This window comes from Methylobacterium oxalidis (genome assembly GCF_007992195.1).
Taxonomy (GTDB): domain Bacteria; phylum Pseudomonadota; class Alphaproteobacteria; order Rhizobiales; family Beijerinckiaceae; genus Methylobacterium; species Methylobacterium oxalidis.
In genome coordinates, this window is sequence record NZ_BJZU01000065.1 from 36,449 (window position 1) to 49,492 (window position 13,044).

General features: G+C 68.7%; 10 protein-coding genes. 2 read left to right on the forward strand and 8 right to left on the reverse strand.

What is annotated here, in order from left to right; translation table 11 throughout:
- Positions 1-5: 5 nt before the first annotated feature.
- From bcsA to MOX02_RS16280, 3 genes are all read right to left on the reverse strand, one after another.
- Positions 6-2,390: a UDP-forming cellulose synthase catalytic subunit gene (bcsA, locus tag MOX02_RS16270; protein WP_147026843.1), complete on the reverse strand. Its 2,385-nt coding sequence runs from the start codon at positions 2,388-2,390 to the stop codon at positions 6-8.
- A gap of 410 nt (positions 2,391-2,800) precedes the next feature.
- The gene (gene bcsS, locus MOX02_RS16275; protein ID WP_238178721.1) at positions 2,801-3,541 is read right to left on the reverse strand and encodes a cellulose biosynthesis protein BcsS; all 741 of its coding nucleotides are present in this window, start codon (positions 3,539-3,541) and stop codon (positions 2,801-2,803) included.
- Positions 3,542-3,714: 173 nt separating this feature from the next.
- Entirely contained in the window at positions 3,715-6,144 is a 2,430-nt protein-coding gene (locus tag MOX02_RS16280; protein WP_147026845.1) for a response regulator, read from the reverse strand.
- A gap of 390 nt (positions 6,145-6,534) precedes the next feature.
- Between MOX02_RS16280 and MOX02_RS16285 the strand changes: the two genes are divergently transcribed.
- Positions 6,535-7,365, forward strand: coding sequence for an alpha/beta fold hydrolase (locus MOX02_RS16285; RefSeq protein WP_147026846.1), 831 nt, complete (start codon positions 6,535-6,537; stop codon positions 7,363-7,365).
- Positions 7,366-7,453: 88 nt separating this feature from the next.
- Here the strand turns inward: MOX02_RS16285 and MOX02_RS16290 are convergent, their stop codons facing one another.
- The 4 genes from MOX02_RS16290 to MOX02_RS16305 all read right to left on the reverse strand — a co-directional run bounded on the left by MOX02_RS16290 (position 7,454) and on the right by MOX02_RS16305 (position 11,607).
- Positions 7,454-8,206 carry a TerC family protein gene (locus tag MOX02_RS16290; protein WP_147026847.1) on the reverse strand — a complete coding sequence of 251 codons (753 nt, stop codon included), beginning with the start codon at positions 8,204-8,206 and terminating at the stop codon, positions 7,454-7,456.
- 295 nt (positions 8,207-8,501) lie between these two features.
- Positions 8,502-10,028, reverse strand: coding sequence for a tripartite tricarboxylate transporter permease (locus tag MOX02_RS16295; protein ID WP_147026848.1), 1,527 nt, complete (start codon positions 10,026-10,028; stop codon positions 8,502-8,504).
- A 31-nt stretch (positions 10,029-10,059) separates the two neighbouring features.
- Positions 10,060-10,557 carry a tripartite tricarboxylate transporter TctB family protein gene (locus MOX02_RS16300; protein ID WP_147026849.1) on the reverse strand — a complete coding sequence of 166 codons (498 nt, stop codon included), beginning with the start codon at positions 10,555-10,557 and terminating at the stop codon, positions 10,060-10,062.
- 63 nt (positions 10,558-10,620) lie between these two features.
- Complete coding sequence (locus MOX02_RS16305; RefSeq protein ID WP_147026850.1) at positions 10,621-11,607, reverse strand: Bug family tripartite tricarboxylate transporter substrate binding protein; 987 nt, start codon at positions 11,605-11,607, stop codon at positions 10,621-10,623.
- A 374-nt stretch (positions 11,608-11,981) separates the two neighbouring features.
- Here MOX02_RS16305 and MOX02_RS16310 point away from each other — a divergent pair, with 374 nt between their 5' ends.
- On the forward strand, positions 11,982-12,254 hold the full coding sequence (locus MOX02_RS16310) for a DUF2312 domain-containing protein (RefSeq protein WP_147026851.1): 273 nt from the start codon (positions 11,982-11,984) through the stop codon (positions 12,252-12,254).
- Positions 12,255-12,476: 222 nt separating this feature from the next.
- Here the strand turns inward: MOX02_RS16310 and MOX02_RS16315 are convergent, their stop codons facing one another.
- A complete protein-coding gene (locus MOX02_RS16315; protein WP_147026852.1) occupies positions 12,477-12,737 on the reverse strand; it encodes a DUF6894 family protein in 261 nt (86 codons plus the stop codon).
- Positions 12,738-13,044 lie beyond the last annotated feature (307 nt).

Genomic DNA, 13,044 nt, shown 5'->3' on the forward strand with positions numbered 1-13,044 from the left:
GCGCCTCACAGGGCACCCCGGCGGCGACCGCCCTCGGCCGCGAGAAGGCGCTCGTTCTCGAATTCCAACATCAGGCGCACCCAGTCGCCCTCGGCCTCAGCCGGGACGGGGGCGGGGCGCGCGGGCTCGGCGGGGCGGGCCGGCGGAGCGGGCGGGAGGGTCGGCCGCGCGGGAACCGGCGCGGGCTCGTCGTAGACCGGGACGGGTGCCGCGGCGGTCTCGTCGGCGACCGGCCCGGCCTCGCCGGCGAGCGCGTAGCGCAGGGCCCGGAAGGGCTCGACGAGGCCCCACCACACGAACTGGAGGGTGCCGGTGACGATGTCCTTGTGGCGACGGCGTCGCAGTTGGAAGCGCAGCATCGCGTCCGCGTCGGCGTACATCAGGCCGGCGAGCGCCGCGTAGTCGCCGGTGCGCAGCGTGCCGAAGTCGAGGCGGCAGACCGCCTCGTCGCCGCTGCGGGAGACGCCCGCGAGGGTGACCGGCAGCGCTGCCGCGGCGCGCGCACTGTCGATCGGGGTCACCGACAGCGCGCCGGTCATCGGGCGCTGGCCGGCGCCGGGCGCGAGGAGCGCGGTCGGCAGGCGCAGGGTGCAGCCCTCCGCCGAGACGCGCTCGATGGCGACGTCCACGGCCCGGCCGCCGAGGCTGAGCACGCCGCGCCGGGCGATCGGCAGGGAGGGCATCCGCTCCGTCTGCCGCCGCTCGGCGCAGACGCCGAGGGCGGCGCCCGCGGTCAGGAGGTTGAAGAAGTTCCAGAGGCCCACCACGAGCATGAGGTTCGTCACGCCCGGCTCGAACAGGTAGCGCCAGCCCGCCACGAGGCAGCCGGTCAGCAGGAGGGCGTAGACCGCGAAGAACGGCAGCGCGAGCGGCGAGAGATGGTCGTGGTCGAGCGTGGCGCCCTTGCTGGTGACGTTGAAGGTCGGCTTGCGCGGCGACACGATCACCGACGCGATGGCCTTCGAGAGGTACAGGCCCTGGATGTACTCGTACAGCTCGGAGACGAAGGGCCAGCGGAACTTCCCGTAGACGTAGTTCTGCATCATCAGGTTGATGACGATGTAGGTGGCCGTGTAGGCGATCGACTCGTCGACGCTCGCGACGAAGATCTTCAGGTCGAAGAAGATGTGCAGCAGCGGCGCGAACATGAAGATCAGCCGCGGCACCGGGAAGAACCAGAACGTCATGCTCGACAGGTAGGCGACCTTCTGGATCGGCTTGAGCCCGGCCTTGAAGGCGGGGTTCTTGAGGAGCAGGATCTGGAACATGCCCTGGCACCAGCGCGAGCGCTGGCCGATGAAGTCGGCGAGCGTGTCGGGCTGGAGGCCGGCGATCAGCGGCCGGTCGACGTAGGCGCTGGTCCAGCCGCGGGCGTGCAGTTCGAAGGCGGTCTCGCAATCTTCCGTGATGGTGATGCCCGAGAAGCCGCCGGCCTCGTCGAGGGCCGTCCGGCGCAGGAGCGCGGCCGATCCGCAGAAGAACGAGCCGTTCCACTTGTCGAGGCCGCGCTGCGTCACCGCGTAGAACATCTCATTCTCGGACGGCATCCGCTCGAAGGTGCGCAGGTTCCGCTCGATCGGGTCGGGGTTGAGGAAGGCGTGCGGCGTCTGGACGAGGAACAGGCGCGGATCCTCCAGGAAGTAGCCGACCGTCTCGCGCAGGAAGGAGCGGAACGGAACGTGGTCGGCGTCGAACACCACCACGATGTCGCCCGTGGCCTGGGCGAGCCCGTTGTTGAGGTTGCCCGCTTTCGCGTGGAGATTGCGCTCGCGGGTGAGATAGCGGGCGCCGAGTTCCGCGCAGAGGGCCTGCAGCTCCGTGCGCCGGCGGCGCGCGGCCGCGGCCTTCCCGGGATCGGCGTCGGCGCATTTCTGGTCCGTCCCGCCGTCGTCGAGCAGCCAGACCGTCAGCTTGTCCGGCGGGTAGTTCATCTGGCGGGCGGCCGCGAGCGTCATCGCCAGGATCGACGCGTCCTCGTTGTAGCTCGGCACGAAGACATCGACCGTGGGCAGCGCCTCGGCCCGCTGCGGCGGCGGCGGGCGGCGGCGCAGGGGCTCGGCGTTGATGATCAGGCTGACGAACAGGATGAAGACGCAGTAGAGCTCGCCGACGAGCAGGAGCAGCCCGAAGCCGAAGCTGACGGGATCCCCCGGCGAGGGCAGCGTGTCGGTGACCCGCCACAGGATGTAGCGGAGCACGACGAGGCTTCCCATCGCCAAGAAGACGAAGCGCGTGCGCGGACCGTCAAAGAACAGCCACAGCACGACCATCGCCATCATCGCGGCGAGGCTCATGGCGAGCTGGTTCTGCGTGCCGACAGGCTGGCTCAGCAGGACGAGGCCGGCGACCGTCGTTCCCATCCATGCCAACCACCGCACCGCCCGTATCACGCCAACCTCTCCCGTGCCGCGCTCCGGCACATCATCGGATTATGTCCATTTCTCGTTCAATCCACGAAATCCCCTTCCTCTGGCCTGCCGATCCAGCGTCTTTGGAGAGATCAATTCAGTCTGCAACAATGTGAGGCGACTGAGAAACCAGCCCTGATTCAGCATGAATTTCTAGCACAGATAGAAAATTCTTCCCATACGCTGGATCCAGACAGAAACTGCTCTGGATTTGCTTAGAATTGCTTTGATCGACTCAAACCAGTGTTCAAGTCTGATGATCTAGCGCGGCGGCCGGTCTCGCCAGTGCCGGCGCCCGCCCCATCCCGGCCCATGAACCGCGCAGGCATGGAAAACAGTTTTCCGTCGGCGGAACGAGCGAGCGTGTGCGGGCTCCCGCACTCCCGCCCGGCTCAGAATTTCGCGCGCGCTTCGACAGACGAGTAGTAGCCGGAGCCCTGGACACGGTCGTTCACATAACCGGCGGCGATCGACATCTGCACGGGGCCGAAGGTCACGCCGGAGAGATGCGCGCCGACGCGGTACTGGCGGAAGAAGTCGTCGCCGAGGAACAAGGCCTCCGGGCCGATATAGACGCCGTCCGCGACCATGTAGCCGACGCGGAAGCGCGAGTAGTAGGCGTTGAACTTCGTCGAGTACGAGCCGTAGGCCGAGACCATCGTCCGGTCGGTCGGGTTCGCGTAGAAGCTGCCGGCGACCTTGAGCCCGACACCGGTGCCGACCACCGGGTTGCCGGGATCGGGGATCGAGAGCTGGTTGCTGCGGACGTTGAAGCCGATGAAGCCGGCGAGCGCCGCGTCGCGCCAGATCCACTCGTAACCCGTCAGGAGCGCGCCTTCCTGCTGGTACCCGGTCACTCGGGAGGCGACGGCCTGACCCGGGTAGGAGTAGGTGCCGGCCAGGGCCTCGACGCGCACGCGCACGCCGCTCTGAGTCGGCGGGCCGCCGGGCGATGCGGTGACCGTGAGCGAGCCGAAGGCCGAGCTGTTCGAGGTGACGCTCGTCGAGCCGTCGACCGCCACGGCCCAGCTGTCGTCGACCGCCTGCTGCTGGGCCCCCGTGTACCAGTCGACGGCCCCCTGATTCGCCGGCAGGTCGGCAGCGATGACTTGGTCGGCGCCGGTGAGCGACACGGCCGCGGCGAGAACCGACCTCCGGAGGCCGCGGTTCGTTCGGTGGCGGATGAACGTTCCCACGGCCGCCCCCTCCTCGGATTCCGGTGCAACACTCAACCGATTTATCCGCGACGAGGGTTAACAATCGCTCATCTTCAGGTTGCGAAATCGAGATTCTGACAACGCCCGGATCAGGCCGCGCGGGCCACCGGCGCGGCGACCGTGCCGAGAAGGGCGGCGAGATCCTCCTGCCGGAACGGCTTGTCGAGCTGTAGGAATCTGCGGGCGGCGGCCGGCAGGTGCCCGTGCGGGCTCGCCAGGACGATGCGGATTTGGGGATGGCGCTCGACCACCGTCGCGGCGAGTTGCAGGCCGGTCATCACCGGCATCGACTGGTCGGCGATCATGGCGTCGTAGGCGGCGTTCTCGGCCAGGAGCGCGAGGGCGTGCGCACCCGAGGCCGCCTGCACGACGGCGTGGCCGAGATCCGTGAGCGCCTCGGCGAGGCTCGTCCGCACGAGGCTGTCGCTCTCGACGAGCAGGATGCGCAGGCTCGGCTGCCACGCGGGCGCGGCGGCCTCGGCCTCGCGCTCGGCCGCGGGCAGCCAGATCTCCGCGAGGAAGGCGGCCTCGCCGGTTCCATCCGCGGCGACGCGCCAGCCACCGCCGACTTCGGCGAGGAGCCGGGACACCGTCTCGAGCGCTTGGCCCGAGCCGGTCCGCGGCCGGGCGCCCGGCACCGGGCGGCCGCTCGCGAGGAGTACCCGGACATAGGGGCGCGGCGGCAGCCCGAGGCCCGGAGGCTTGCCGGCCTCGTGCTCGGCCGCCCCCACCGCGAAGCCTTCGAGGCCGACATCGCGGAAGTGAAACGCGACGTTGAGGAGCGCGACTTCGAGGAAGCGCTCGCTGCAGAGCACCTTCGGCAACCCTTGCGGAAGGCGGTCGATCACCGGCGTGCCGCGCAGAACATTCGTCTGGAGGAAGGGCAGGATCGCGGCGACAGTGGCGGCGAGGTCGCTCTCGGCGAGGCTCTCGCCGTCGCTCCGCACGAGGCTCAGGATCCGGCGCGTGAGCGCGGAGCCGCGTAGCGCCCCGGCGAGCGCGCCGTCGACGAGGCGGGCCTGCTCGGCGTCGAGGGCGTGGCGGCGCCGGAGGACGCCGAGATTGGCCAGCACGACGGTGAGCACGTCGTTGAAATCGTGCACGATCCCGTCCGTGACCCGACGCAGGACGAGGCTGCGCCGCCGCTCGTTGGCGCTGCCCGCGAGGTCCGGGACCGTCGCGCCGTCCTCGGCGAAGGCGCGGCTCAGGGCGTGGACCCGCGCCGCGGCTCGGCCCTCCGGCTCGCCTCCGCGCAGGAACCGAACGAGCACGCGGCGGCCCCGCTCCGGCCCGGCGGGGCGGGTACGCAGGACGACGTCGTGCGGGCCGTCCGCTTCGAGCGCCGCCTTGACCGAGAGATCGAGGAGGGCGTGATCGGCCGGGTCGATTCGGTCGGCGAGATCAGACCATTCGGCCGTCCTGTCCACGGTCGCCGGAGCACCGACGACGTCGCGGTCCGACCAGATGACGCGCCGGGTCTCCGGATCGATCTCCCAGTAGGTCCAGCCCGACATCGACTCGAAGGTCTGCAGGCGTCCCCGGATCCGGTCGATGCCGGTTCCGGCACGGGCAAGGCGGGACTCGGCGCTCTGCGCGCGGCCCGCAACGAGCCGGGCGACCGCGTCGATCTCGCTGACGGGAGAGGCCGATGCCTCCTCGGCGGCGGGCTCCGCCACGAGCCGTCGGAGCGGCCGGGCGGCGCGGCCGCCGAGCGCGTAGCCGAGGCCGGCCGCCGCGAGCACGACGGCGAGGCCGAGCCCGAGCGTGCGGCCGGCGCCACCGGCCGCGGCCTCCATGCGTGTAGCGCGGGCCGTGACGAGCCAGCCCGGGCTCGCCAGTTCTCCGAAGCCGCGGGTCGGGGCCACCGCCTCGGCCTGCCCCCTGCCGTCCGGCGACGGGGTGCCGGCAAGGTTCCGCCCGTCGGCGGCCGTGACCTCGAAGGCGGCACCCTCCGGGAGATCGAGAGCGCGCCGCACGCGCTCCTCGATGCGCGTGAAGAAGCCCGCGTCAGCCCGCAGCACGACCTGTCCGGACCGGGCCGGCGCGCCGAGGGAGAGCAGGAGTTCGAAAGGACCGGCGGCCCCGTCGGCCGCCGTCACGACCATGATCTCCGCGTTGCGGACGCGCGCGGAGACGGGCCGCGGCCCGAGTCCGGTTCCGACGCGGCGCGGATCCTCGGCCGCCCGCACCTCCCCGGCCGGCCCGACGAGCGAGACCGCCTGATAGCGGGGCTTGATGGCGATCCAGTCCCGCAGCATCGCGGAACGAACCGCATCGGAGAGGCCGGCATCGTTCGGCTGCAGCAGGAGGGCCACGCCGCGCGCGTCGACGACGGCCTCGTGCAGCCCGTCGTCGACCGCCTCGGCGAAGGCGCGCGCCGCCGCGTCGACGCGCGGGTCGCCCGCAGCGAGACGCGTCCCGGCGAGGCCGAACCAGGTGAGGCCGAAGGCCAGTGCCGCGATCCCGGCCAGCTGCAGGGCGTTCCACGCCTTCAGCGGGATCCGGACGGAGTCCAGCATGACGTCGCTCCGCGGTCACGCCGCGCCGGTCGATGGCAGCCGGAATCGGCTCCCTTGCTCGCTCAACGAGTGCGTGCAGCGCTTAAGGAGCGGTTAACGGCCGGCCGATCGGTTCGTGCAGGCCCCTCCCCACCCACCTTGGCGATGAAGGACGCGGCCGGTCGAATTGTGCATGATCTCCGCTTCGGAAAGAATATGTTTCGATCGTTTCGCTTTTCGGCGGACGTTGCAGGCGGCAGATTGTGTGCATCGCCGAAGCGTCGCAACTTGCGGATGAGGGACGGCGAATCAGAACAGTGAGACCGGGCGTACGCCCGGCCAACCGGCGCGCTTCACGCAACGACGGCGCACCCGGCGCGGTGCGCTCACGCCAACGGACCGAGGTTCATCATGCCCACGATCACGACGCAGGACGGGACGGAGATCTTCTACAAGGACTGGGGACCCAGGGACGCGCAGTCGATCGTGTTCCATCACGGCTGGCCGCTCAGCGCCGACGACTGGGACAACCAGATGTTGTTTTTCCTCGGCGAGGGCTACCGCGTCATCGCCCACGACCGCCGCGGCCACGGCCGCTCGTCGCAGACCACGACCGGCAACGAGATGGACACCTACGCGGCCGACGTCGCGGAACTCGTGGCCAAGCTCGACCTTCGGAACGCCGTCCATGTCGGCCACTCCACCGGCGGCGGCGAGGTCGCACACTATGTCGCCCGGGCCGAGGCCGAGCGCGCCGCGAAGGCCGTGCTGATCGGCGCGGTGCCGCCCGTGATGGTGCAGTCCGAGAAAAACCCCGGCGGCCTGCCGATCGAGGTGTTCGACGGCTTCCGCGCCGCGCTGGCGGCGAACCGGGCGCAGTTCTATCGCGACGTGCCCTCCGGCCCGTTCTACGGCTTCAACCGGGAGGGCGCGCGGATCTCCGAGGGCGTGATCGCCAACTGGTGGCGCCAGGGCATGATGGGTGGCGCGCAGGCGCAGTACGAGTGCATCAAGGCGTTCTCGGAGACGGATTTCACCGAGGATCTCAAGGCGATCGACGTGCCCGTGCTGGTGATGCACGGCACCGACGACCAGATCGTGCCGATCGCGGACTCGGCGCTCCTCGCCCACCCGCTCCTCAGGAACGGCACCCTCAAGACCTACGAGGGCCTGCCGCACGGGATGTGCACCACCCACCCGGATACCATCAACCCCGACCTTCTGACCTTCATCCGCGGCTGAAGGCGCTTGTCGGGGGCCGGGCGACGTCCCGGCCCCGCAGGACAGGGATCCGCGGCGTGCCCGGGTCGGGCCGAGGCGCTCCCGCGCCTCAGCTTCCGACCATGTCGGCCTCGGCCTTGCCGACCGCGTCGGCCTGCTCGTGCGCCACGTCCTCGGCGGTCTTGGTGCGGAGCAGGCTGCCGATGACCACGACGGCACCCGCACCGAGCGCGGCCAGCGCGTAGTGGAAGCCGCCCTGCAGGCCGGCGGGCAGGGCCTCGACGACGTGCTGGTGGATCAGCCGGTCCGAGGCGATCATCTCGCCGGCGACCCAGCCCAGGAGGCCGCCGCCGAACCAGATCAGGATCGGGAACCGGTCGATCAGGCGGGTGATCAGGCTCGCCCCGACGATCAGGAGCGGGACCGACAGCGCGAGGCCGATGATGAAGAGCTCGTCGTGGCCCTTGGCGGCGCCCGCCACGGCGACGACGTTGTCGAAGCTCATCACCGCGTCGGCGACGACGATGGTCCAGATCGCCCTCGGCAGGCTGGCGTGCTCCTTGACGTGGCTCCCATCCTCGTCCTCGCCCCGCACGAGCTTGACCGCGATATGCAGCAGGATCAGGCCGCCGACGACTTTGAGCAGCGGGACCGCCAGGAGGTGGGAGATGATGACGGCGAAGATGATGCGCAGCAGCGCCGCCGCCACCGCTCCCAGGATCACCCCGATGCGCCGCTGCCGCTCCGGCAGGCCCCGGCAGGCCAGCGCGATCACCACCGCGTTGTCGCCCGACAGGATGATGTCGATCCAGATGATCTGCAGCAGCGACAGCAGGAACGAGGAGGACAGATAGTGTTCCACGAAGGCCTTCCTTGGTCGGACCGGCGGGAGGGTTGACCTGACCGGCGCACCCACCGAATCGGGAGCCAATCTGTCGAGATGTTCGAGCGAGATCTAACGCGGCGCGCGCACCGAGCCGAGATGCTGCGCGGTGACCGTTCACAGGAGCGATGAGACGAAGCGCGGCCCTTCTACAACGGCCGGCGACGAGCGGTATACCGCCCGTCGCCCGGAGGGCGGCGCTCTCTCGAGTCCGTCTCGCGACGCCCCGGGACGAGGCGTTCGGCAGGAAGACCCGATGATCTGATGCGCGCGATCAGGGCGTCATCGGCGCCGGCCGGCTCAGGCCGATCTTGCGCGCGATCCGCTTGCGGACCTCTCCGAGCGGCCCCCAGAACAGGAGCAGAAGCGCCAGGATCATCAGCGTCGAGACGAGGCCATTCGAGAAGAAGACCGAGAGGTTGCCGCCCGAGCCGAGGAGCGCCTGCCGGAACGCATCCTCGGCGCGGTCTCCGAGGACGAGGGCGAGCACGAGCGGCGCCAGCGGATAATCGAGCTTCTTGAACACGTAGCCGACGACGCCGAAGACCAGCATCAGCCAGATGTCGAAGCGCGACGACTCGACCGTGTAGGCGCCGATGGCGCAGACCACGAGGATGATCGGCGCGACGAGCGCGAAGGGGATGCGCATGATCGCGGCGAAGACCGGCACGGTGGCGAGCACGATCAGGAGCCCGGCGATGTTGCCGAGATACATCGAGGCGATCAGGCCCCAGACGAACTCCTTCTTCTCGACGAAGAGCAGCGGGCCGGGCTGGAGGCCCCAGATCATCAGGCCGCCGAGGAGCACCGCCGCCGTCGCCGAGCCCGGGATGCCGAGGGCCAGCATCGGCAGCAGGGCCGAGGTGCCGGCGGCGTGCGCGGCGGTCTCGGGGGCGAGGACACCCTCGACCTCACCGCGCCCGAACGACTCGGGCGTGCGGGAGAAGCGCTTGGCGAGGCCGTAGCCCATGAAGGAGGCCGCGATGGCGCCGCCCGGCGTGACGCCCATCCACATGCCGACGACCGAGGAGCGGATCAGCGTGGCCCAGTAGCGGGGCAGAGAGGCCCAGGTCCGCAGGACCACGGCGAGGTCCATGGCGGCGCGCTTGCCCTTGAAGTGCAGGCCCTCCTCGATGGTCAGCAGGATCTCGGAGACGCCGAACAGGCCGATCACCACCACGAGGAAGTCGAAGCCTTTCATCAGCTCGCTGGTGCCGAAGGTGAGCCGCAGGTCGCCGGAGATCGTGTCGAGGCCGACGGCCGCGAGCAGGAAGCCGAGCGCCAGCGAGGCGACGATCTTGGCCTTGTTCTCCCGGCCCATGCCGATGAACGAGCAGAAGGTGAGGAAGAAGACGCCGAAGAACTCGGCCGGCCCGAAGCGCAGGGCGAACTTGGCGACGAGGGGCGCGACGAAGGTGATGAGCACGACGCCCGAGAGTGCCCCGATGAAGGAGGCGGTGAAGGCCGCCGTCAGCGCCTCCCCGGCCCGCCCCTGCTGGGCCATCGGATACCCGTCGAAGGTGGTCGCGACCGACCACGCCTCCCCGGGGATGTTGAACAGGATCGACGTGATGGCGCCGCCGAACAGCGCGCCCCAGTAGATCGACGAGAGCAGGATGATCGCCGAGGTCGGGTCCATGCCGAAGGTGAGCGGCAGCAGGATCGCGACGCCGTTCGGGCCGCCGAGGCCGGGCAGCACGCCCACCACGATGCCGAGCAGCACGCCCACCACCATGAACAGCACGTTGTGCCATGTCAGAGCGACCTGGAATCCCAGGAGAAGCTGGTTGAGGTCGTCCATCGCTGATTCCTGAATGACGTCGATGCGGGCGTCAGTAGCCGAGCATGGTCTCGATCGGTCCCTTCGGCAGGGGGACCCGGAACTGCAGCTCGAACACCCAGAAGATGATGAGCGGGGTGAGAACGACCGCGAGGAGCGTCTGCCACCACCGGAACGAGCCCAGCATCAGCATGAAGAGGGCCATGAACAGGGCCGAGGCGAGGTAGATGCCGATGAAGGCGATGGCCAGGACGTAGAGGAACAGCGGCACGAAGACCTGGGCCACGAGGCGCAGCTGCTCGTAGGTGACGAAGACGCTCTCCTCGCGGCGGAACGCGCTCCAGAGCGTGGCGAGCGCCGCGATGGCGAGGATCCAGGCGACGCGCGCCGGGAAGAAGCCGTTCTCCGGGCCGTTGTCCCAGCCGGCGCCGCGCTCGTAGGAATCCCAGAGGGCGAGCGCCGCGACACCCATCAGGGCCAGGGACACGATCGTTTCGACGAGACGGCGCGAGATGCCGCGCTCGGTGGTCGAGGGTGAAGCTTCCGCCATGACAGGTCTTCCGCGCGATGAAGGGAACGGCCCGGCGCGGGTCCGGGCCGTCGGTCGACGAGACTAGTTCGTCGCGATGAAGCCGGCCTTGGTCATCAGCTCCTTGTGCTTGCGCTCGTCCTCGGTGAGGAAGTCGACGAAGGCTTGACCGGAGCGGAGATCGGGCACCAGGGCGTTGCGCTCCAGGTAGGCCTTCCAGTCGGGGGTCTCGGCGACCTTGCGGAACAGCTCGACGTAGAAGGCCTGCTGCTCCGGAGTGACCTTGCCGGGCATGAACATGCCGCGCAGCATCTGGTAGGTGACGTTGAGGCCCTGCGACGGGCAGGTCGGGATGTCGGACCATGCCATGTCCGCCGTCACCTTCTGGGTGTACTCCATCGGCTTCTGCGAGAAGACGCAGAGCGGCTTCACCGCGCCGGACCGCCAGTTCGCGACCTCCTCGGCCGGGTTGTTCATGTTCGCGTCGATATGGCCGCCGGCGAGCTGCACCGACGACGGGCCGCCGCCCTGATAGGGCACGTAGGTGATCTTGGCGCCGCCCACCTGCTCCATCGTCACCGAGATGAGATGGTCCTCGCGCTTGGAGCCGTTGCCGCCGGTCTTGAGGGGCGGGTTCGCGGTCTTGGCCGCGTCGATAAAGTCCTTGGCGGTCTTGTAGGGGCTGGCGGCGTTCACCCACAGGACGAAGGCGTCCTGGGCCATCATCGCGACCGGGGTGAAATCCTTCCAGCTCACCGGAAGCTTGGTGGCCAGCGGCGTCATGTAGATGCCGCTCGACGTGGTGATCAGCTTGTGGGGGTCGCCGGCCGACTTCTGGATGTCGAGCATCGCCTCGCCGCCGGCGGCGGCCGGCTTGTTGACGATGATGATCGGCTGCTTGACGAGGTTGTTCTTCTGGATCGCGCCCTGGATCGTGCGCGCCATCTGGTCCGACGAGCCGCCGGGCGGGAACGGAACGATGATCTCGATCGGCTTGGTCGGTTCCCAGGCCTGCGCTGCGCTCACGGGCAGCAAGGCCGCCGCGATCGCGGCTGTCACGGCAACTCTCATGGCGTATCCTCTCGCGGTGCTCTTTCCGGCACCATGTCTATCTTGGGATTCGAAGACCGTGGAACCCACCGACGTGCCCTCGATCGGGCCTTCTTGGCGTATGTCGGCCGAGCTGCCGCCGGCCCGCATGAACCGGCACCCGGCGTCGCGCCGTGGCGCCGACCGGGCTTTTGAACTTTGAATTATTCGTCCTGGGCACGCAAGCGTCACGGTGGGCGGGTCGCGCCGCAAGCCACACCTGTCGTGAGCCTTCCAGGCCGCGGCCTCGTGTCTCCGAGGCGGGGGACGCCCGTACGCATCACTCATCGGCGGCCTTAACCTCGCCCTTACGGTCTTCGCCGAGGTTGCTCGTCCGGATCAAGGAAGGAGCAACCATGACCGACACCGTTGGGATCGCCGGCGACCGCATCCGCTCCATCGTGGAGCGCGTCGAGCGGGTGGAGGAGGAGATCAAGGATCTCATGGAGGCCAAGAAGGAGATCTTCCTCGAGGCGAAAAGCGAGGGGCTCGACGTGAAGATCCTCAAGGAGATCATCATGCTGCGCAAGCAGGACAAGGATGAGCGCGACGAGCACGAGACCCTGCTCGAAGTCTATCTCCGCGCGATGGACGCGCCCACCCCGGCGCCAATCAGCCAGGCGGCCTGACGCCGCCCGCACGGTGGCCGGGCGGAGCGGCCCTCCGAGAACCTTCTCCGCGACCTCAGGGTCGCGGAGAAGGCTCACCGTTCCTCTTGGTCGCGCGATCGTCTCGCGCAGGCGTCACCGGATCGAAGCATCGCCCGGCGGACGCATCGTAAGGTCAAGTTTTGAAAAGCCCGGCACTGCCGACCATCGTCGCAGGCAACGGATTAGGCAGAGGATGTAGCCTCAGGCTGCGGCCTTCAGGCAGTTCTTCGCACGGTCCACCGCCGTCAACCTGATCTCGCAGGCGAGAACCGCCTCCCGCGACGCGTCGAGAACTTCGATTCGCAGTGGATGATGAATGTATTTTTCAGGCTGATCCGCAGCAACTTCACACAGAGTTCGGAGTGCTTCCGCGAGGGCAGCATCCTGATCGAAACATTCTGTCCCGCCGTCATCACGTACTGAGAATTCATGGTCAGCAACGTTAAAGAAATACCGGGCCATTGATTGACCTTCCAACTCCGAATGTTTCTGGGGGAGAGAACTATACGCGGACGCACGACGAATCAGGCGCCTTAAGCATCATATGAATGATGATTCTGCTATGTTCAATCTGCAGAGACAGTGCGGAATGGTACTAGTGACGAAGAGTTAGTTCCCCGCGTTCTGAACCCCATCCGCGCGCCGGCTATAAAAATGTTAGGGCTGATAAATCCTTAGCCGGTGCGCCGCGCGCCGGAGGCGGCTGCGCTTACCGCGGACCGAGGCAAGAATTCGACGCTCAGGTCGCGTCGCCAACCGTCGCTGTGGC

Bases quoted from the DNA above. Each gene is read 5' to 3' on its own strand.
- MOX02_RS16310 (WP_147026851.1), top strand. From the start codon at position 11,982: ATGACCGACACCGTTGGGATCGCCGGCGACCGCATCCGCTCCATCGTG.
- MOX02_RS16305 (WP_147026850.1), bottom strand. From the start codon at position 11,607: ATGAGAGTTGCCGTGACAGCCGCGATCGCGGCGGCCTTGCTGCCCGTG.
- MOX02_RS16295 (WP_147026848.1), bottom strand. From the start codon at position 10,028: ATGGACGACCTCAACCAGCTTCTCCTGGGATTCCAGGTCGCTCTGACA.
- MOX02_RS16300 (WP_147026849.1), bottom strand. From the start codon at position 10,557: ATGGCGGAAGCTTCACCCTCGACCACCGAGCGCGGCATCTCGCGCCGT.
- MOX02_RS16315 (WP_147026852.1), bottom strand. From the start codon at position 12,737: ATGGCCCGGTATTTCTTTAACGTTGCTGACCATGAATTCTCAGTACGT.
- MOX02_RS16285 (WP_147026846.1), top strand. From the start codon at position 6,535: ATGCCCACGATCACGACGCAGGACGGGACGGAGATCTTCTACAAGGAC.
- MOX02_RS16280 (WP_147026845.1), bottom strand. From the start codon at position 6,144: ATGCTGGACTCCGTCCGGATCCCGCTGAAGGCGTGGAACGCCCTGCAG.